This window comes from Actinokineospora spheciospongiae, assembly GCF_000564855.1.
GTDB classification, from domain to species: Bacteria; Actinomycetota; Actinomycetes; order Mycobacteriales; family Pseudonocardiaceae; genus Actinokineospora; species Actinokineospora spheciospongiae.
Map to the genome: position 1 here is coordinate 1 of NZ_AYXG01000159.1, position 18919 is coordinate 18919.

12 protein-coding genes are annotated in these 18919 nt (G+C 74.4%); 4 read left to right on the forward strand and 8 right to left on the reverse strand.

Translation table 11 applies throughout. The annotated features are described in order from the left end of the window. Positions 1 to 309: 309 nt before the first annotated feature. From UO65_RS20800 to UO65_RS20820, 5 genes are read right to left on the reverse strand one after another with little or no spacing between them, the layout of a single operon-like run. On the reverse strand, positions 310 to 2262 hold the full coding sequence (locus UO65_RS20800; protein ID WP_035285252.1) for a hypothetical protein: 1953 nt from the start codon (positions 2260 to 2262) through the stop codon (positions 310 to 312). Continuing rightward, positions 2259 to 3380: a VWA domain-containing protein gene (locus UO65_RS20805; protein ID WP_035285254.1), complete on the reverse strand. Its 1122-nt coding sequence runs from the start codon at positions 3378 to 3380 to the stop codon at positions 2259 to 2261. The genes UO65_RS20800 and UO65_RS20805 overlap by 4 nt, the downstream gene beginning before the upstream one ends. Beyond that, a complete protein-coding gene (locus UO65_RS20810) occupies positions 3373 to 5661 on the reverse strand; it encodes a DUF5682 family protein (protein WP_035285256.1) in 2289 nt (762 codons plus the stop codon). The genes UO65_RS20805 and UO65_RS20810 overlap by 8 nt, the downstream gene beginning before the upstream one ends. Continuing rightward, entirely contained in the window at positions 5661 to 6779 is a 1119-nt protein-coding gene (locus UO65_RS20815) for an ATP-binding protein (protein WP_052021427.1), read from the reverse strand. Before UO65_RS20815 ends, UO65_RS20810 begins: the two co-directional genes overlap by 1 nt. Before the next feature lie 26 nt (positions 6780 to 6805). Beyond that, positions 6806 to 10585 (reverse strand): WGR and DUF4132 domain-containing protein, encoded by a 3780-nt coding sequence (locus UO65_RS20820; RefSeq protein ID WP_035285257.1) that lies wholly within the window; start codon positions 10583 to 10585, stop codon positions 6806 to 6808. 133 nt (positions 10586 to 10718) lie between these two features. On the opposite strand from UO65_RS20820, the gene ggt reads away from it, so the two are divergent. Further along, positions 10719 to 12512, forward strand: a complete 1794-nt coding sequence (ggt, locus tag UO65_RS20825; RefSeq protein WP_035285259.1) for a gamma-glutamyltransferase — start codon at positions 10719 to 10721, stop codon at positions 12510 to 12512. Positions 12513 to 12603: 91 nt separating this feature from the next. Here the strand turns inward: ggt and UO65_RS20830 are convergent, their stop codons facing one another. Next, positions 12604 to 12897 (reverse strand): hypothetical protein, encoded by a 294-nt coding sequence (locus tag UO65_RS20830; protein WP_035285260.1) that lies wholly within the window; start codon positions 12895 to 12897, stop codon positions 12604 to 12606. Positions 12898 to 13025: 128 nt separating this feature from the next. On the opposite strand from UO65_RS20830, the gene UO65_RS20835 reads away from it, so the two are divergent. Beyond that, positions 13026 to 15044 carry a protein meaA gene (locus UO65_RS20835; RefSeq protein WP_084176002.1) on the forward strand — a complete coding sequence of 673 codons (2019 nt, stop codon included), beginning with the start codon at positions 13026 to 13028 and terminating at the stop codon, positions 15042 to 15044. A gap of 40 nt (positions 15045 to 15084) precedes the next feature. Here the strand turns inward: UO65_RS20835 and UO65_RS20840 are convergent, their stop codons facing one another. Continuing rightward, positions 15085 to 15513: a nucleoside deaminase gene (locus tag UO65_RS20840; protein WP_052021433.1), complete on the reverse strand. Its 429-nt coding sequence runs from the start codon at positions 15511 to 15513 to the stop codon at positions 15085 to 15087. A 147-nt stretch (positions 15514 to 15660) separates the two neighbouring features. Here UO65_RS20840 and UO65_RS20845 point away from each other — a divergent pair, with 147 nt between their 5' ends. Together UO65_RS20845 and UO65_RS20850 are read left to right on the forward strand one after the other, a co-directional pair. Beyond that, positions 15661 to 16116 carry a universal stress protein gene (locus tag UO65_RS20845; RefSeq protein WP_035285266.1) on the forward strand — a complete coding sequence of 152 codons (456 nt, stop codon included), beginning with the start codon at positions 15661 to 15663 and terminating at the stop codon, positions 16114 to 16116. A 1-nt stretch (position 16117) separates the two neighbouring features. Next, complete coding sequence (locus UO65_RS20850) at positions 16118 to 17347, forward strand: adenylate/guanylate cyclase domain-containing protein (RefSeq protein ID WP_052021428.1); 1230 nt, start codon at positions 16118 to 16120, stop codon at positions 17345 to 17347. Between the two features lie 73 nt (positions 17348 to 17420). On the opposite strand, the gene UO65_RS20855 is transcribed toward UO65_RS20850, so the two are convergent. After that, positions 17421 to 18896: a chitinase gene (locus UO65_RS20855; RefSeq protein ID WP_035285268.1), complete on the reverse strand. Its 1476-nt coding sequence runs from the start codon at positions 18894 to 18896 to the stop codon at positions 17421 to 17423. Between the last annotated feature and the right edge of the window lie 23 nt (positions 18897 to 18919).

Sequence of the window (18919 nt, forward strand, 5' to 3'; positions counted from 1 at the left end):
CCCCGGCCAAACACATCCACCCACCCGGGCAGTTGGCTCGCCGGGCCGCCGGTTCTCGGGGCGGTCGGCTGGCCGAGCACATCCACCCACCCGGACAGTTGGCTCGCCGGGCCGGCGGTTTGTTGGGTGGCTGGTGGCTGCGCCGAGGGGGTTCGGCGTGGCTGGTGGCCGGGCAGGCGATTTCTCGGGTGGCTGGCTGGTTGCCGCTGCGCAGGCCGGGTTTCGGTGGCTGGTGGTCGGGTCTGCGGTTCGTGGGGTGGGCAGCCTGGTGCCCACCCCACAAACCGCCTGCCCGGCTGTGGCCGTTGTTCAGCGGAATTCGGCCACTGTGGACAGTCGGAGCCAGGCGTCGACCCAGGTGGTCGGTTCCGGGCGGTCGGCGAAGGTTCGCACGGTTGTGGCGCAGCGGTGCAGGCCCACCCTGGTCAGCCCCGCCGCAGCGGAGGTGAGGCGGTCGGCGTGGGAGGGTGACGGGTGCTCCAGGCCACGGTGGGCGGCCTCGGCGAGGGTGGTCAGGCCGACGTCGAGGGCGTGGCTCAGCGGGTCGGATTCCGGTGCGGACACCGTGGACAGGTCGGCCCGGCGCGTGCTGGGGGCCAGGTCCAGCACCACGACCCCGGCCGCGGTGCGCACGGCGATCGGGTCGACCAGCACCGTTCCGCCGACCCGGCGGACCGTGCCGCTCACCGCCACGACCCCCTCGGCCAGTGCCTCCGCCAGTGCGTCCAGCGCGCCCGGGCACACCCCGCTGTAGTCGCACGACAGCACCGCGGTGGCACCGGCGGAGTCGGCGACCTCGGCGGTCAGCCGCTGTGCGCCCGGCTGGTAGGACACCCAGCGCACCTCGGCGACCGGCAGCACCCGGACGAACTCCGCGGCCACCCTGGGCCGCACGCACCACGGCGGCAGCCCGGCCAGTTCCGCCGACAGCGCCGCGTACGACGACGCCCGCACCGACGGTGGCAGCCCGTCCCAGGCGTCGCCCAGGCGGGTCACCGCCGTCTTGGCCACCCCGCCCTGGGTGATGCGGACCTCCCGGCCCGCGCTGCGGGTGGCGGACTCGCTGACCAGGTTCGCCGCGGCCAGCGCGCTCAGCGGGGACCCGACCACCCGCCTGGCCGCCAAGTCCGGTCCGGTGGCCGTCTCCTCGGTCTCCCACTCGCGGCGCAGCACCAGGACCGTGCCGCTGACCGGGTCGGCCAGGTACACCTCGGCGGTGCGGGTGGTCTCCGCGCCGGTGACCCGGCAGCCCAGGCCGACCAGCCGCACCCGGCGCAGCGGGGTGCTGGCGCGTTCCTCGGTGCCGAGCACCCGTGAGCGCAGGCTGGCCCCGCCCGCGGTGACCGCGCGGTGCCGGGCGTGGGTCTCGGCGAGCAGCGCGGCGACGCGGTTCGCGCGGTAGCCCGCCGAGCGCTCGGTGTACGCGGCGAGCTGCGCCGACAGGTCTTCCAGCACCGCCACCGGCCAGCGCAGGTTGCGGGTCTCCAGGTCCTCGGCGGTGCGGCGGACCGCGGCGGCCAGCACCGGGCCCGCGCCGGTGGCGCCCGCGCGGAGCACGTCGTCCACCACGGCCAGGGCGGCGTCCAGGCCGGAGCCCGCCGCGGCGGCCCGGTCGCCGCCGACGTCGACGCGCTGCTCGGGGGCGGCCGGGTCGCGCTCGTCGGCGGCGCGGAACGCCCACACCGCCAGCACGGCGTACTCGTCGCGGCGGGCCGCGGTGGCGTCGGTGTCGAGGTAGCCCAGTTCGCCGGGGACGAGGAAGCGCACGGTGCACGCGGCCAGCTCCACGCTCGCCGGGGTGGTGCCGGTCGGGCGCCGGACCAGGGCCGGGTAGCCCGCGCGCAGGGCCTTGCGGGCGGCGGCGAGGGTCCGGGCGCTGAACGCGGCGGCCAACTCCTCGTCGGTGAACGCGCCCGGCGACCACGGCACCGCCTCCGCCTCCGCCGCCGTCGCGGTGTCCTCAGCCGGTGTCGTGCTCTCGGCTGCCGCGGCGGTGCGCTGGTAGGCGAGGACCAGCCCGACCCGGTGCCTGCACACCCCGGGCGCCGCGCACGAGCAGGTGCCCGCGGCCAGCCCGGCCCCCGGGGGCAGGACGGAGGTGACGCCGTCCGGGAACACCCCGCGCACGGTGCCGTCGGCCTCGGCGGTGACCTCCGGCAGCACCCCGGCGTCGATGTCCTTGGCGGCTCGCTTGACCAGGCCCCGGTTCGCCAGCGCGGCCAGCGCGTCCGGGGTCAGCGCCAGCAGGTCGGCGCGGCTCACCGGCCGAGCCGTTCGGCGACGAACCCGGCCAACTGCCCCGGGGTCATCGCACCCACGTGCGCGCCCACGTCGGCCAGCCGCTGCGCGGTCGACCGGTCGTAGTTGGGGGTGGCGTCCGCGTCGAGCGCGGCCAGGCCGAGCACCTCCGTGCCCTGCTGGCACAGCTCCCGCACCTGTCGCACCAACGCGGACTCGTCGCCGCCCTCGTAGAAGTCGGAGATCAGCACCACGATCGACCGGCGCGGCGCGGTGATCAGCCCGGCCCCGTACCGCACCGCCCTGGCGATGTCGGTGCCGCCGCCGAGCTGCACCTTCATCAGCAGCTCCACCGGGTCGGTGACGTCGGCGGTCAGGTCGACCACCGAGGTGTCGAAGGCGACCAGGTGCGTGCGCAGCCCGGGCAGCCCCCACAGGCAGGCGGCGGTGACCGCGGAGTGGATCACCGAGTCGACCATCGAGCCGGACTGGTCGACCAGCAGCACCAGTTGCCACTGCTCGACGTGCCTGCGCGAGCGCGAGTGGAACCGGGGCCGCTCGATCGCCACCCGCCGCTCGTCCGGCCGGTAGTGCATCAGGTTGGCCTTGATGGTGCCGCGGAAGTCGAAGTTGCGGGCCAGCCTGGTGTTGCTGGGCTTGCGGACCCGGGTGCCGCTGAAACTGGTCCGCACCTCCGTGCGCAGCTTCTCCATCAGCTCCCGCACCACCTGCTCGACGATCCGCCGGGCCAGGGCGAGCACCTGCGGGTTCATCAGGTGCTTGGTGCGCAGCACCGCCCGCAGCAGCGCCGGGTTCGGCTCGACCCGGGCCAGCACCTCCGGGTCGGTGACGATGTCGTCGATCTCGTAGCGCTCCACCGCGTCGCGTTCGAGCCGCTCGATGGTCTCCCGGGGGAACAGCCGGTGGATGTCGTCGAGCCAGTCGAGGGTGGTCAGCTCGGACGCGCCGCTGCCCCCGGTGCGCACCCCCCGCTTGCCCAGTTCGGTGTCGCGGCCGTAGAGCCAGTCCAGCGCCGCGTCCCGGGCGCGCGCCTCGGCGCCCAACCCGTCGGGGGTGCACTCCTGCGCGGGTTCGCCGAGCACGAGCCGCCAGCGCTCCAGGGCGGGGTCCGGCTCAGTCATGGGTCCCCTCCGGGGTCTGTGGTGAACTCCCCGGCAGCAGCCCCTCGCGGACCAGCAGGTCCTCGACGCGGGACTCCAGGGCGGCGGCCTCGGCGGCCAGCACCGGGTCGACGGTGGTGCGCAGCAGCGCGCGGGCCGAGCGGCGCAGGCCGCGGCGGGCCAGCAGGCCGTGCGCGATGGTCTCCCGCTCGGCGGGTGGGAAGAAGGCGAACGCCTGGCGCAGCGCGGGCAGCGCCACCAGGAAGTCGTCGTCGCCCAGGTCGGCGACGTGCCCGTCCAGGGTGGCCAGCACCGACTCGTCGGCCAGCACCTCCTCGCGGGCCAGCGCGAACAGCCCGGCCAGCCAGTCGCCCATCCGGTTCGGCGCGGTCGGCACGTGCACCTCGCCGGGGGCGCCGAGCGCCCAGCTCAGCCCCAGCCCGGCACCGGCCAGGTCCGGGGGCACGTCCGCGCGGGTGGCGATCCGCTGCGCCACCCCCAGCACGTCGACCAGCCGCACGCCCACCACGGGTTCGGCGTGCCGCAGGGCGTCGCGCAGCGCGGCCAGGGCGTGCAGCCGGGGCACGTCCGCCGGGCCGGTGCCGCCGTGGGTGCCCTCGGCCAGCCACAGCACCCTGGTCGCCGCCGCGTCGATCACCTCGGCCAGCACCGGGCTGCCCGCGCTGCCCAGCAGCCGGTCGTGGCGCCACAGCCCGAGCACGGTGCCCAGCGCCGCGCCGACCGCGCCCAGGTCCGACGCCGTCGCCACGCGGTCGGCGATGCGCTCGCCGAGGTCGGACGACAGCGCGTCCACCCCGCACAGCGCGGTGTCGTAGAGCGCGGCGGCCAGCTCGGCGACCCCGGTGTCGGGGTCGGTCACCCGGCGCCGGATCAGCACCGCGGCGGCGTCGGGCAGGGTGGCGCCGTACGCGGCGGCCTCGATCAGCGCGGGCAGCCGCAGGTCCGTCTCGGTCAGCTCCCACACCTCGGCCGAGGTCGGGTCGGCGCCACCGGTCGGCCCGCTCGTGCGCCGCACACCGGGGATGCCCAGCACGCGCAGCCGGTGCAGCACCCGGCTGCGCCGCAGGTCGCGTTCGCCGGTCAGGTCGAGCGTCACCCGGCCCGCGCGGTCGAGGGCCAGCGCCGCCAACTCACCGTCCACAGCGGACAGCAGGGGTGGGGCCGGGGTGGCGTCGTGCAGCCGCCCGACGCGGTCGCCGGTCAGCGCGGCCACCATCTGCACCACCACCGGGTGCGCGCCCGGTGCGATGGTGCCGTCGGAGGTCCACGGCAGGCGCTGCTCCAGGCCGTCGGACACCAGCGCCGAGACCAGCGCGTCGAGCACGTCGGTGCGCGCCGGGTGCGGGTGCCCGCGCAGCGCGGCCAGCCCACCGGCCTGCGTGCGCGCGGCGATCAGGTCCGCTGTGGACACCCGCTGGTTGCGGTCGCGCAGCCGCGTGGCCACCGACTCCAGCAACCCCTCCGCGGCGCGCGCGGGACCGTCGGCCCACAGCCGCTCGTAGTAGCCGGGGGAGGGCAGCCCGGACTGGTAGCCCTGGAACGCGTCCAGCCGCCGGTTCGAGTACGGCACCAGGTAGCTGTCGCCCTCGCTGCCCGCAGGCGGGGTGGGCACCTCCGGCCACGCGGTCCCGCCGGTCGCCGCCAACGGGATCAGCGCGGGCCGGTGCAGCCCACCGGTGATCACCAGGACCGGCCGGTCACCCGCCGCCGCCACCGCCGCGCGCACCCAGGCGGCCATGTAGGTCTCCCGGTCGTCGTCGGCGGTGGAGATGGTGGTTTCCCCGCGCAGCACGTCGAAGTAGGTGTTCAACCGCTCGGCCAGCGCGACCGGGTCGAGGTCCGCGTGGACCTCGACCATGTGGTCCCACAGCGTGTCGCTGTTGTCCACGGCGAACTCCCGGCACAGCCGCGCGGTCACCTCGCTGTAGCGCAGTGCCCCGTCGGAGTACCGGTTGTCCCGCTCGGCGAAGGCGCTGTGCCAGGCGGGCAGGTCGATGAACCGGACCTCCGCGCCCGCCGCCCGGCCCGCCGTCAGCGCCACCCACTCCGGCGAGTGGTCGCAGAACGGGGACCACGACATCCGCGTGCCCCCCTCGGCGCGCAGGTAGCTGAACACCGCGATCGGCAGCTCGTGGCCCAGCAGCAGCTCGTCGAGCCGGTCGTTCATGTCGACCGGCCCCTCGACGAGCACGTACGCCGGGCGCAGCTCGGCGATGCGCGCCGCCACCAGCCGCGCGCACGCCGGGCTGTGGTGGCGCACGCCGATGAACTCCGCGGGCATCAGCCGGGCAGCAGGTAGCGGGCGCCGTGCAGCTCCGACCACGCCGACCCGGAGCGGCGCGGCGCCTGCTGCTCCAGGTAGCGGCGCAGCCGGGCCAGGTCCTCGGCGTCGTCCTTGGCCGCGGTGCCCGCCAGGCACGCGACGATGTCCGCCGGGGCGCCCGGCTCGCGGCGCAGGAACCACCCGCGCAGCCCCACCGCGTGCGCCACCGACACCGCCTCGGCCGTGCTCATCACCGTCGAGAGCCGCTCGCCGTCGCGACCGGAGCCGCCGCGCAGGTCGCGGAAGGCGTGCACCAGCACCTCCAGCACGTCCCGGCGCTGCGGCGCCTCCACGCCGGAGCGGCGCAGCAGCGCGCCCGCCTCCTGCTCGACCAGGGCCAGCTCGGTCTTGAAGTCGGAGATGGGGAAGACCGTCTCGAAGTTGAAGCGCCGCTTGAGGGCCGCGCTCATCTCGTTGACGCCCCGGTCGCGGGTGTTGGCCGTGGCGATGACGTTGAAGCCGTCGCGGGCGAACACCATGCCGTCGCGGCCGGTCAGCTCCGGGACCGCCAGCACCCGCTCGGACAGCAGCGACAGCATCGAGTCCTGCACCTCCAGCGGGCAGCGGGTGATCTCCTCGAACCGCACCACCCGGCCCTCGGCCATCCCGCGCAGCATCGGCGCGGGCACCAGCGACCGCGGCGACGGGCCCTCCGACACCAGCAGCGCGTAGTTCCACGAGTACTTGATCTGGTCCTCGGTGGTCGCCGCGCCGCCCTGCACGGTCAGCGTGGACACCCCGCTGACCGCCGCCGCGATCAGCTCCGAGAGCAGCGACTTCGCCGTTCCCGGCTCGCCGACCAGCATCAGGCCGCGGCTGGTCGCCAGGGTCACCAGCGACCGGTCGATCAGCGACGGGTCGCCGACGAACTTGCGGCTGATCCCGCCCGCCTCGTCGCCGACGATGAACCGCCGCGCCGCGTCCATGCTCAGCCACCAGCCGGGCGGCCGGGCGCCGGTGTCGGTGGCGCGCAGCCGGTTCAGCTCGTCGGCGTGGCGCACCTCGGCGGGCGGGCGTTGCAGGTCCGCCGCGTCGATCCCGGGGCCGTCGCTGTCGGTGCTGTTGTTGTCGCTCATGGGTTTTCCCGTTCGGTGCGCCGGGGTCACCGGGCGGTCAGCATGGTCAGGTCGGCGAGGAGTTCCGACGCCGCGACCGGGTCGACGTCGGCGAACGCGTGCCGCTTCTGGTGGTTGCTCCAGTAGTAGCCGGAATCGTCGGTCAACCACACCTCGGTGAGCTTCTGCTCGGGGAAGATGTCGACCGCGCCCACGGCGATGCCCGGGTCGAGGGTGGCGACCAGCACCCGGCCGTCGGGCAGCGGCCGGGTGATCCACGGCTCCACGCCCCCGTCCTGCGGGGTGCCCCGCTCCCAGCCGCGGTGCACCAGCCCGAGCACCCGCCCGGTCGGCACCTCGATCCCGGTGAACCGCGCCAGCGAGGTGCCCGCCCGGTCCTCGGCGGTCAGCTCGAACACCTGCCTGCCCAACTGCGGGAACGGTTGCAGGATCTCGTAGTCGGCGAACAGCTCGCCCCACGGCTCCAGCGCCGCGCCCAGGTGCAGCGGGTGCGCCACGCCGACGGTGGCGCCCTCGGGCAGGGTCAGCGCGTTGTCCTCGACGTCGGCCAGGGTGCGGTCCTCGGCCAGCCGGAACGACCCGACCAGCTCGCCCCCCTCGTAGCGGCCCCACACCAGCCTGCGCACCAGGTGCCAGAGCAGCGGGTGGCCCGCGAAGAACTCGGTGAACTCCGCCGCCGACCACCTCCGGCCGGTCACCATGGCCCGCTCCAGCCTGCGCACCTGGTCGGCGGCGACGGTCTTGACGTCCTTCTTGAGGCCGCTGAAGAGCTGGTAGGCGTGCGGGGCGAGGTCGGGGTCGTCCTTGGCGCCCGGCTTCGGCAGCACCTTGCGCCGGGTGCCGTCCGGGTCGGCCACGAACGGCTTGAGCTGCTCGTCGAAGCCGACGGTGAACCGCCGCGGCCCGTAGTCGAGGACCATGCTGCCGTCGGCGTCGAGGCCCAGGTCCGGCACCAGCCGGTCGGCCAACTGCTCGGTGGCGAGGCCGAGGGCGTCGGCGACGGCCATCATCTTCTCCTCGGCGCGCGTCTTGAGGCCCTTGAACTTGACCTTGTTCGCGATGCCGTTGAGGTGCATCAGCGCCACGTCGGTGCCGATCTCGGCGAGCACGTCCAGCCCGGCCACGGCGCGCTGGTGCCCGCCCTCGCCCGGCCACGCCCGGATCAGCGGGGCCAGCCCGCGCACCGTCTCGTCGTCGCCCACCGCGCCCAGCGCGGTGAGCACCCAGCCGTCCTTCGACGACCCGCCCGCGGCCAGCCAGTGCTGGAACAGCTTCCAGGCGAACCGGGCCAGCGAACCCGGCTCCACCGCCTCGCGCACCGGGGCCAGCCCGGCGTACGGCTCACCGGGCTTGCCCAGGGCGAAGATCGTGATCAGGTCGCGGGCGGCGGACAGCGGCAGCGCCGTCGCGCGGTCGGCCAGCAGCACCTGCGGCAGCAGGCCGGGGTGGGCCCACTCGCCGACCGCAGGCAGCTTCGCCGGGAGCACCGTCAGCGGGTCGGTGGCCAATAGCGCGGCGATGCCCCGCTCGGCCTCCGCGCCGTACTCCGCGGCCACCGCCAGCACCGCCTCCGCACCCGCCTGCCTGGTGATCTGGCGGATGACCGTCTCGGCGGCGGTCCGCTCCCGGCCCGCCTTGGCCAGCGCCGCGGGGACCAGCGGTCGCACGCTGTCGACCCCGTGCCGGGCGAAGTACGCCAGCGCCCGGGGCCGCACGGACTTGAGCCTGCTCGCCCAGTCGGCCATCAGCGCCGACACCTCGGGGCCGGTGAACGGTTGCAGCAGGTCGACCACCGCGGCGGGCTGCGTGGCGCCGACCTCGAGCAGGGCGGGGAGCGCGGTGAGGCCGAACCGGGCCGCCAGCGAGCGCCCCCAGAACTCCAGTCGCCAGTAGGCCTTCGGCTCCCAGGCCCGCAACAGCGCCTCGGACCGGTCGAACGGGCCCTCGACGATCAGCGGCAGCGTCTTCCAGTCGTCGTCCCGGGTCTTCTGGTCCTCGAACTCCCTGTCCCAGTCGATGGGTGGCCAGAACGGCGAGGACAGCCCGGTCCGGTCGGACCACTGCTCCTGCTCGCCATCGGCCCAGGCGATGCCCGGCTCGCCGAGCGGCGTCAACCCGGTGACCACGACCGGCGTGGCCCGGGTGCGCGGGCGCAGCCACGGCGGGTCGGCCAGCACCGGGGGCAGGTCGGCCGGGGCCGCCTCGGGCACCCGCGCCGCCGTCGCCGCGGCGATCCCGTCCAGCACCGCGCGCGCCTTCTCCGACACCTCGACCGCGTCGACCACCGCCAGCCTGGTCAGCACGTGCGCGTTGAGCAGCGTGCCCAGCACCCCCGGCTCCCTGGTGGCCGCGACCGCCTCGGCGAGCTGCCGGGTGGCCCGGCGCGGGAACCGGCGCATGGCCTCTTGCAGGAACGGCGGCACCAGCTTGTCCCCGGCGCGGCGCACCAGGACGGCGAACGCCTCCTCGGTGGGGAAGGCGGCCAGGTGGCCGAGCATGGTGCGGCTCAGGTCCGCGCCCGCGGTGGTGATCCACTCGTCCAGCGCCGGGACCAGCGCCGGGCCCAGCGTGTCGACCAGGGTCGGCAGGGTGCGCGGCGACCGGTCCAGCGACCACGGCGACAGGTGCGGCCGAAGCCGCTCGAACTGCTCGACCGTGCCCACCGCGCTCGCCAGCAGCCGCAGCGGCGCGCCGTCGTGCCGCCCCGGCGGCGTGGCCAGCGCCTCCGCCACCCAGTCCGCCTCGGTGGGCAGCAGGTAGGCCACCACGGCCTGGCGGGCCGAGGTGTCGCGCCACCGCGCCAGGACCTCGACCGCGGCGGCGTAGTCCGCGTCGGTGGCGGTGGCCAGGGCGTGGCGGACCCGCTCGGTCAGCTCCTCGCCGGGCCAGTTCCAGGACAGGCTCCCGGGGGCGTGCCGCAGGGAGGTGTCGTGCGACGTCACCCGGCCCGTGCTCCGCGAGTTCACCCGCGCGCCCACCGACTCGAACCGGATGGCGGTGAGCTGGAGAACGGCCTCGGCGGCGAACACCGGACCCCACTCGGCCAGCCAGTGGTCGGCGAACACCGCGTACTTGGACTGGTCGGTGTAGCGCGACTCGAACCGGGCGGCGACGTACACCACGGCGGCGCCGAGCGGGCTCGGCTTGCCGGTGAGCTGCGCGTGGCCCGCGTCGTGCAGCACGGCGTCGGTCTGCGGGTGGTTGAGCAGCGCGTGGAGGGGTTCGAGCCGCTTGGCGAGGATGTCCTGGGCGGTGTCGGTGGCCTTCGGGGTGAGCTTGCGGGGTGGGCGCGCGGTGCCCCGGCGCGGCACGGCGTGCCGCAGGACCGAGGCGGTCGGGGTGAAGGTGTCCTCGTCCGGCCACGGCTCGTCCTCGGCCGGGGCGCCGTCGCCGCCACCCGGTGCGCCGGTCGGGGTGGCGTCCTGGTCGGACTGTCCCCCCTGCACCGGTGCGGCGTGGACGGTCGGTTCCCCCGCCCGCGGTGCCGTGGCCTCCGCGGGGGAGCCGGTGCCCGCCGCGCCCGCCTCCGCTGTTCCGCTGCCCGCTGTGCCGCTGCCTGTTGTGCCGCTGTCTGCCGTGCCTGAGCCCGCCGGGGTGCTCGCGCCCGCCTCGACGTAGCCCTTGCGCTGCTTCTCCGCGACCAGCTTGGCCAGGTGGGCGTCCGCCGCCTCGGCGGTGGCGAACCCCTTGTCCTTGGTCTGCCCGTTCGTGCCGATCCGCCCCCAGCGGACCGTGACCACCGTGCCCGCGGCGGAGCCCTCCCAGAACTTCTCCGACCCGCCGCCGACGTACTCCAACCGCCGCACTCCGCACCCCTCGCTGTCCGTTTGGCGGAAAGGTACCCGGCCGCACCGACACTTTGGGGCTGTTCGCCGGTGGCAGGTGCCATCGACCCCGAGTAGAACTGGTTCCCCGATCCCCGAAGGGAAGAGGTCCGCAATGGGTGCTCGGCACCGAATAGGCGCACTCTCGGTAGCGGTCGTCGCCGCGACCGGAGTCGTGTTGTCCCCGGCCACGGCTTCGGCCACCCACCCCGCGCCGGGCAGGACGCCGCTGGCCACCGGCTACGGCGGCGCGGTCGTGTCCGACACGGTGGAGTCGACGCAGGCCGGGCTGGCCGTGCTGCGCCGCGGCGGCACCGCGGCCGACGCGGCGGTGGCGGTCGCGGCCACGCTCGGCGTCACCGACCCGTTCGTCGCAGGCCTCGGCGGCGGCGGTTACTTCGTGCACTACGACGCCCGCACCGGCAGGGTGTCCACAATCGACGGCCGCGAGACGACACCGCGCGCGGGCGACGACAAGATGTTCATCGACCCGGCCACCGGCCAGCCGTACCCGTTCACCACGGCGGTCACCAGCGGCCTGTCGGTCGGCGTGCCCGGGATGCTGGCGACCTGGGAGCGGGCGCTGGAGAAGTGGGGCCGGTTCAGCCTGGCCGACACCCTGCGCCCGGCCATCGACGTCGCCGACCGCGGCTACCCGCTGACCCCGGCGCTGCGGGGCCAGATCGTCTCGAACGAGGCGCGGCTCAAGCAGTTCACCTCCTCCGCCGAGCTGTTCCTGCCGGGCGGCTCGGTGCCCGCGGTCGGCGCGGTGCTGCGCAACCCGGACCTGGCCGCCACCTACCGCGAGATCGCCCGCACCGGCACCAGGGCCTTCTACGGCGGCGCGGTCGGCCGCGACGTCGCCGAGGCCACCCAGAACCCGCCGCTGGCGCCGGACGCCACCATCACCCCGCCCAAGGGCCGGATGACCGTGGCCGACCTCAAGGCGTACAAGACCATCGACCAGGCCCCCACGCACATGCGCTACCGGGGCCTGGACGTCTACGGCATGGCCCCGTCCTCCAGCGGCGGCATCACCGTCGGCGAGGCGCTGAACATCCTGGAGACCAGCGACCTGGGCGGGCTCGACCGCACCCAGGCGCTGCACCGCTACCTGGAGGCCAGCAAGCTCGCCTTCGCCGACCGCGGCCGCTACATCGGCGACCCGAGGTTCGTCGACGTGCCCCAGCGGGCGCTGCTGTCGGACGTGTTCGCCGCCTCGCGCGCCTGCCTGATCGACCCGACCAGGGTCATCCCGGCCCCCGCCGCGCCCGGCAACCCGGCCGCGCCCGGCTCCTGCGCGCCCGCCAGGGGCACCGAGGCCCCGGACAACGAGGTGCACACCAACCACTTCGTCGTCTCCGACGCCCGGGGCAACGTGGTGTCCTACACCAACACCATCGAGCAGCTCGGCGGCAGCGCCATCGTCGTCCCCGGCCGCGGCTTCCTGCTCAACAACGAGCTGACCGACTTCAACTTCGCCCCCACCCAGGGCACCGCCCCCGACCCCAACCTCCCGGCCGCGGGCAAGCGGCCGCGGTCGAGCATGTCCCCGACGATCGTGCTCAAGGACGGCCGCCCCTGGCTCGCCCTGGGCTCCCCGGGCGGCTCGACCATCATCACCACGGTCCTGCAGATCCTGGTCAACCGCATCGACCTGGGCATGTCCCTGCCCGACGCGCTGGCCGCCCCCCGGGCCAGCCAGCGCAACACCGCCGCCACGACCGCCGAACCCGCGTTCATCTCCGCGGCGGGCGGCCTGACGGCGCTGGGCCACGCGTTCACCCCGCAGGCCGAGATCGGCGTCGCGGCGGCGATCGAGTTCACCGGCCACGGCAAGCTCCTCGCCGTGGGTGAGCCCACCCGGCGCGGCGGCACCTCTGCGGGGGTGGTCTTCCCGACCCGCTGACCCGCGCTGACCCGTCAGACCCGGTGCCCGGCTCCGCGCGGAGCCGGGCACCGCTGCGTCCGGGGCTCGCGGTCGGCCGGGGGGCCCTCGGTCAGGTGGTGCCGTCGTCGAGCAGGGCCGCGATGGCCGCCCGCTCGTCGGCGGGGAAGACCAGGATGCGCAGCCCCTCGCCGTCCTCGGCGGGCACGGTCGTGGCCCGCACCCCGGCCTGGCTCAGCCGCTCCTCGACGAAGGCCGCCGCGGTCCGGCTGGGCACCTTGGCGATCTCCTTGAGCAGCCCGTAGTCCTTGCGGGCGTCCCCGGCGAACGACCAGCGCAGCACCAGCCCGAGCCCGCCGACGACCAGCAGGGCGACCAGCAGCAGGTACGGCGCGGGCAGGTCCATGCCGCCATTCTCGCGCGCCGGGGCACCCGGGGAGCGGGGCAGGGGACCTTGTGAGCAATGGCACGGGGGCGGATCGTGTTACCCACCAGTACCCTTTGCGAAAAGGACGGATTAACGGAGGTTAACCGGTGCCGTACCCCACTGATGGAGAGCGCGACCGCCCGTGGGTCATGCGGACCTACGCCGGGCACTCGTCCGCGGCGAAGTCGAACGAGCTGTACCGGCGGAACCTGGCCAAGGGCCAGACCGGGCTGTCGGTGGCCTTCGACCTGCCCACCCAGACCGGCTACGACCCCGACCACGAGCTGGCCAGGGGTGAGGTCGGCAAGGTCGGCGTGCCGGTCAGCCACATCGGCGACATGCGCACGCTGTTCGACCAGATCCCGCTGGGCGGGGCCAACACCTCGATGACGATCAACGCCACCGCCATGTGGCTGCTGTCGCTCTACGTCACCGTCGCCCAGGAGCAGGCCGAGGCCGAGGGGACCGACTGGCACGAGGTGGTCGGGAAGCTGGCGGGCACCACCCAGAACGACATCATCAAGGAGTACCTGTCGCGCGGGACCTACGTGTTCCCGCCCGGGCCGAGCCTGCGGCTGATCACCGACATGGTGGCCTACACCGTGGCCAACGTGCCGAAGTGGAACCCGATCAACATCTGCAGCTACCACCTGCAGGAGGTCGGCGCGACCCCGGTGCAGGAGGTCGCCTACGCCATGTGCACGGCCATCGCGGTGCTCGACGCGGTGCGCGACTCCGGGCAGGTGCCGGAGGAGAAGTTCGGCGACGTGGTGCAGCGGATCTCCTTCTTCGTCAACGCGGGCGTGCGGTTCGTGGAGGAGATGTGCAAGATGCGCGCCTTCACCGAGCTGTGGGACGAGATCACCCGCGACCGCTACGGCGTGACGAACGAGAAGCACCGCCGGTTCCGCTACGGCGTGCAGGTCAACTCCCTGGGCCTGACCGAGGCGCAGCCGGAGAACAACGTGCAGCGCATCGTGCTGGAGATGCTCGCGGTCTCCCTCTCGCGCAAGGCGCGGGCCAGGGCCATCCAGCTCCCCGCCTGGAACGAGGCGCTGGGCCTGCCCCGGCCGTGGGACCAGCAGTGGGCGCTGCGGATGCAGCAGGTGCTGGCCTACGAGACCGACCTGCTGGAGTACGAGGACATCTTCGACGGCTCCCCGGTGATCGAGGCCAAGGTCAACTCGATCCTGCGGGGCGCCCGCGAGGAGATCGACCGGGTGCAGGCCATGGGCGGCGCGGTCGCGGCCGTGGAGTCCGGGTACATGAAGACGCAGATGGTGGGCTCGCTCGCCGACCACCGCAGGCGCATCGAGGCTGGTGACCAGGTCATCGTCGGCGTCAACAAGTTCGGCACCACCGAGCCCAGCCCGTTGCAGGCCGAGGGCGCGAAGGCCATCGAGACCGTGGACCCGATCGCCGAGCGGGAGGCCGTGGAGGCCATCGCCGCCTGGCGGGCGGGCCGCGACGGCGCCGCCGTGGACGAGGCGCTGCGGGTGCTGCGCGACGCGGCGAAGACCGACGCGAACCTGATGGAGGCCACCATCGGCTGCGCCAGGGCCGGGGTGACCACCGGCGAGTGGTCGCAGGCGCTGCGCGAGGTGTTCGGCGAGTACCGGGCGCCCACCGGCGTGTCCGGCGCGTCGGCGACCGGTGAGGCCGGGGCCGAGCTGGGCAAGGTGCGCGACCGGGTGAAGGCCACCGGTGAGGAACTGGGCGAGCGGCTGCGCATCCTGGTCGGCAAGCCCGGCCTGGACGGGCACTCCAACGGCGCCGAGCAGATCGCCGTGCGCGCCCGCGACACCGGCTTCGAGGTCGTCTACCAGGGCATCCGGCTCACCGCCGACCAGATCGTGGCCGCCGCGGTGCAGGAGGGCGTGCACGTGGTCGGCCTGTCGATCCTGTCCGGGTCGCACCTGGACGCGGTCCCGGCCGTGGTCGAGGGGCTGCGCGCGGCCGGGGCGGGCGACATCCCGGTCGTCGTCGGCGGCATCATCCCGCCCGACGACGCGGAGGTCCTCGCCGCCAAGGGCGTGGCCAGGGTGTTCACCCCCAAGGACTACGAGATGACGCAGATCATGAACGAGATCGTCGACGTCATCCGCGAGGCCAACGACCTGGCCTGACGCGCACGGGGAGGGCTGGTCGGCGATCAGCCCTCCCCGCTCAGTCCTCCCCGATGTCCTCGTGCCACAGCTCGGGGTGGGCGGCGATGAAGTCGGTCATCAGGCCGACGCACTCGGCATCGTCGAGCAGCACCACCTCCACCCCGTGCTCGGCCAGCCACCCGTGCCCGCCGGTGAACGTCCTGGCCTCGCCGATCACCACCCGGGAGATGCCGAACTGGCGGACCAGGCCGGAGCAGTACCAGCACGGCGACAGCGTGGTGACCATGGTCGTGCCCCGGTAGGAGCGCCTGCGGCCCGCGTTGCGGAACGCCGAGGTCTCCCCGTGCACCGACGGGTCGCCGTCCTGGACCCGGCGGTTGTGCCCCGAGCCCCACAGGTCCCCGTCCGGTCCGAACAGGGCGGCGCCGATCGGTATCCCGCCGGAGGCGAGGCCCGCCCTGGCCTCGCGCACCGCCTCGGCCAGCATCTGCGTGGTGTCCACCCCCGGATTGTGCTGCCGCCGCGGGCCGCGCGCGAGGGTGATCACGAGTGGTGTTGGCCGCGTCCGTTGGACGAGTGGCGCGTTCTCCTGGTTAGGTCTACCGACAAGTAGCTAACGCGGGAGGTTTGGGCAATGGCCGCCTATCAGACCGTCGTCGTCGGCACCGACGGCTCCGAATCCTCGTACCTCGCGGTCGACCGGGCCGCGGCGGTCGCCGCGGACAGCTCGGCGACCCTGGTCATCGCGTGCGCGTACCAGCCGCGTGAGGACCGCGACCTGGGCCGGGTGCAGGACGAACTCGGCTCCGACGTCGCCTACCAGGTCGTCGGGTTCAACCCCGCGGAGGAGACGGTGCGCACCGCCTCCGAGCGGGCCCGCAAGGCCGGTGCGACGAACATCGAGACCGTGGTCGTCGACGGCGACCCGGTGCCGACCCTGGCCAAGGTCGTGCACGACCACAAGGCCGACCTGCTGGTCGTCGGCAACCGGGGGCTCAACACCCTCGCCGGGCGCATCCTCGGCTCGGTCCCGGCGGAGGCCGCCCGCAAGTCGTCGGTCGACGTCCTCATCGTGCACACCACCGGCTGAGATGGACGAGCGCAACGACGACCGCGGCGGCGCGGCGGAACCCGACCCGGTCGAGGCCGCCCAGCGGCGCGTCGAGGAGGTCCTGCTCGGCGGCACCCGCCAGTTCACCAGGCTGGAGGTCTGCGAGAAGGCCGGGGTGCCGCTGGAGCGGGCGATGCGGCTGTGGCGCGCCCTCGGGTTCGCCACCGTCGCCGACGACGCGGTGGTCTTCACCGACCGCGACATCGAGACGCTGCGGCTCACCGACGAGCTGATGTACCGGGGCATCCTGGAGCCGGAGCTGGCCACGGCCACCGCCCGGATGCTCGGGCAGCACCTGTCGCGGCTGGCCGAGTGGGAGGTGCACGTCCTGCGCGACGTGCTCGCCGCCAACCCGGAGCTGCTGGCCGACGAGCGCCAGCTCGGCCGGTTCATCGAGCAGTTGGTGCCGCAACTGGAGAGCATGCAGAACTTCGCCTGGCGGCGCCACCTCGCCGCCTACGCCGGGCGCGCGCTGTCGAGCACCCAGGACCTGGAGTCGCGCAGCCAGGTCGTCGGCTTCGCCGACATGGTTGGGTTCACCACCTTCACCCGCCGCTCCGACGAGGCCGCCCTGGTCGACGTGGTCGACCGGTTCGACATGATGACCGCCGAGGTCGTCGCGGAGAACCACGGCCGCATCGTCAAGATGCTCGGCGACGAGGTCCTCTTCGTCGCCGACGACCCGGTGCACGGCGGCCGGATCGCGCTGGCCCTGCTGGAGCGCGCCGAGGCCGACGACGCCCTGCCGATGCTGCGCGCGGGCTTGGCCTACGGCCGGGTGCTGAGCCGCTTCGGCGACGTCTACGGCTCCACGGTCAACATCGCCAGCCGCCTCACCTCGGTGGCCCGGCCGGGGACCGTGCTGGTGGACCGGCCGCTGGGCGACGTGCTGATCGAGGCCCGCGAGGAGTTCTCGGTCCGGCACCGCCGCCCGGTCTCGGTGCGCGGGTACAGCAGGCTCAAGCACTCGGTGCTGCGCCGCGCCGGTGACGCGCAGCCGTCGCTGGTGGAGTCGGTGCAGCAGCGGGCGGCGGACCTGCTGGGCCTCTCGGCGGAGGACCAGTACGAGGACGACCAGGACGAGGCACCCGCCATCGCGCTGGAGCCGGACACCGACGCGCCGCGCTCGCGCAGGGCGGAGCGGGACCGGTCGGGCCGGAAGCCGGACCGGGAGCGCTCGGACAAGGGCCGGGGCAAGCGCAGGCGCTGACCGGCGCGTCCGGTCCCGGGCAGCGGACCGGCCGCGGGGGCGCACCCCCGCGGCCGTCCCGCCGTCCCGGTCCCTACGGCAGGGTGTCGAGGGTGGCCGAGACCGCGTTGGCGAAGGCGTAGCCGTTGGACGCGTCCCAGTTGATCGACCACGTCATGGCCCCGCGCAGGGTCGGGTACGTCGTCGACGGGCGGAAGGCGCCGCAGCCGGTGCCCTTGGCCAGGCAGGTCAGGCCCGCGGAGACGTTGGCCGGGGACTGGTACCCGCCGCCCGCCCCGCTGGGGCTCGCCGGGAGGCCGAGGCCGACCTGGTCGGCGCGCAGCCCGCCCTGGAGCTGGATGCAGGCCAGCGCGGTCAGGAAGTCGATCGAGCCCTGGCTGTAGACCTTGCCGTCGCAGCCAAGCATGGCGCCGGAGTTGTAGTACTGCATGTTCACGATCGTCAGGATGTCCTTGACCGCCAGGGCGAGCTGGAAGTAGCCGCCGGAGGTCGACTGCATGTCGATGGTCTGCGGGGCCATCGTGATCACCGTGCCGCCCTCGGCGTGGATTCGACGCAGGGCACTGCCCATGTGCTGGGCGTTGATGCCGTTCTCCAGGTCGATGTCGACCCCGTCGAAGCCGTAGTCGTCGATCAGGCGGCCCACGCTGGCGGCGAAGTTGGCCGACGCGGTCGCGTCGCCGACGGAGATCGTGCCCTTCTCACCGCCGACGGACAGGATCACCTTCTGGCCGCGGGCGCGCACCGTGGCCACGTCGGCCCGGAACTGGGCGTCGGTGTAACCGCCGAGTTGGCTCGACAGGCCGGGGTCGAGGGTGAAGGTCACCGCGCCGGGGGTCGTCGGGACCGCGTCGGCGAAGGAGACGGCGATGATGTCGTAGGTGGTGGGGACGTCGGCGAGCCGCAGCGGCTTGGCACCGTTGTAGAAGTTCTGCCAGTAGCCGGTGAGGACGTGCTTGGGCAGGCCCGTGGCCGGGGGCGGGGTCGTCGGCCGGGTGGTGGTCGTCGTGGGTGGCGTGGTCGTGGGTGGCGTGGTCGACGTGGGGGTGGTCGTCGGTGGGGCGGTGCCGGGGCCGTCGAGGGCGAGGTCGTCGGCGAGGTAGGCGGGCTGGCCGTACCAGCCGTGCACGTACACCGTGGCCGAGGAGGAGGCAGCGGTGAAGGCGACGCTCAGCCTGGTCCACGTGCTCGCGGCGGGCGTCCAGGTGGAGGCGTCGCCCGTCGTGGTGCCCGTGGCGCCGAGGTAGGCATAAGCGCCTTTCACCCACGCGCTCAGCGTGTACTGGGCGCCCGGGGTGACGGCGACGGTCTGCGAGCACCGGGCGTTGTCCTGGCCCGATGGGGTGCCTTTCAACGCGGCGGAGCCGGAGTGGCGGTCGCTGTCGGTGGTCGCACCCGAGCAGGTCCAGCCCGAGGTGCCGGACTCGAACCCGGGGTTGGCCAGCAGGTTCGCGGCGTCGGCGCTGCCGCCGCCCGCGAGGACCAGCCCGGCGGAGGCGGCGAGCGCGGCGGACACGGCGGCGAGGGCGCGGCGGGCGGTGGACGGCATGGGCTGCCTCCTGCGGGGGTGCG